This is a genomic window from Acidovorax sp. KPB24-07 (assembly GCF_057543315.1).
The window spans coordinates 1-1,398 of the sequence record NZ_BAAJYS010000637.1 but is presented as its reverse complement, the minus strand read 5'-3'; the positions used below and the strand labels follow the sequence as shown (position 1 = coordinate 1,398).

General features: G+C 72.5%; 2 protein-coding genes. One reads left to right on the top strand and one right to left on the bottom strand.

What is annotated here, in order from left to right; all coding sequences use genetic code 11:
• On the top strand, positions 1-497 hold a 497-nt coding region (locus AC27IQ_RS24585), incomplete at its 5' end, for a Rossmann-fold NAD(P)-binding domain-containing protein (RefSeq protein ID WP_487091152.1).
• An 18-nt stretch (positions 498-515) separates the two neighbouring features.
• Here AC27IQ_RS24585 and AC27IQ_RS24580 read toward each other — a convergent pair.
• Complete coding sequence (locus tag AC27IQ_RS24580; protein ID WP_487091151.1) at positions 516-1,199, bottom strand: DUF4124 domain-containing protein; 684 nt, start codon at positions 1,197-1,199, stop codon at positions 516-518.
• Positions 1,200-1,398 lie beyond the last annotated feature (199 nt).

Here is a 1,398-nt window from a genome sequence, read left to right as displayed (position 1 = left end):
CCGCCACGCCCCGCGCGCAACGCCGGGTGAATGCCGAGCGCGCCGTGCGCCACCTGGGCCGCAGCACCGTGCGCGCCAGCATCCTGCGCATTCCCGGTATCTATGCGCCCGACCGCGAAGGCGGCACGCCCGAAGCCCGCCTGCGCCGTGGTACCCCGGTGCTGCTGCCCGAGGACGACGTCTACACCAACCACATCCATGCCGACGACCTGGCCCGCGCCTGCGTGGCGGCCCTGTGGCGCGGCCAGCCGCAGCGCGTGTACCACGTGAGCGATGCGAGCGACCTGAAGATGGGCGACTACTTCGATCTGGCCGCCGACCTGTACGGTTTGCCGCGCCCGCCGCGCATCGCGCGCAGCGATGCGAAGGCGCAGTTGCCCGCGCCGCAACTGAGCTTCATGGGCGAGTCGCGCCGGCTGGATGCCACGCGGCTGCGCAAGGAACTGCGCGTGGTGCTTCGCTACCCGACCGTGGCCCAGGGCCTGCGCGCAACCTGACACGCCCACCCGCACGCATCAGCGCGGGTGGACGTTTCCTTGCTGGTCGTAGCAGCGGAACACGTTGCAGTGCGAAATCGGCGCGGAGGGCACCGGGAGCGCCGGCTGGACCACCACCGGGCGCCGGGGCGGCAGCACCACGACGGCGGGGGGCGCGTAGTAGTCGCCACTGCCGCCGCTGTAATTGCGTGACCGTTCGACTTCCGCATAGCCCTGCGGGCCGAGGCAGTCGAGGTCCATCTGGCGCTGGGCGGCCGTCAGGCGGGCCTGGCCGTCGTAATTGCCCCCGCCCGATTCGCTGGCCACCCGGTCGAGGTTGCGGCGCGAGCGGGCGCATTCGGGGGAGCGGGACGGATCGGCCGGGACTCGGGCGGAGGCGCGCTCGCGTTCCTGGCGTGCCTCCTGCTGGGCTTCCTGGCGCTCGATCTGCTGGCGCTGCTGCTTGAGCTGCAACGCCTGCAGGGCCTGGGCCCGCTCCTCCTCGATTTCCTCGCGGCTCTTGCGGGCTTCGACCTCGCGCGCGGCCGTGCCCTTCTCGCACGCTCCGTCGGTGTAGGTGACCTTGCCGGAGGCGGGGTCGGTGCAGCGCATCACCTGGGCATGGGTAACGAAGGGGGCCGCAGCGCACGCCGCCACCGCCAGCGCGGCGCCGAGGCGCCATGCGGCAGAGCGAGGGGCTAGGAAGACAGGGCGCTGGATCATGGCCGTTTCCTATGGGCGATCGGTCGGTTCAGGTCGGTGGAGCCGGGCGGTCAAGGCCGGTTCTGGGGATTTTGCTCCAGGCGCCAACCCGGTGCCGGCCGCTGGTCTTGCGCGCCCGGCGGGCGGCGGTCTTCGCCGCGCTGGCGGTCGGCCTGTTCGCGGCGCTGCCGGTCTAGCTCGGCGCGCTGGCGGTCCATCT

Coding starts and splice junctions, on each gene's coding strand:
- AC27IQ_RS24580 (WP_487091151.1), bottom strand. CDS start 1,199: ATGATCCAGCGCCCTGTCTTCCTAGCCCCTCGCTCTGCCGCATGGCGC.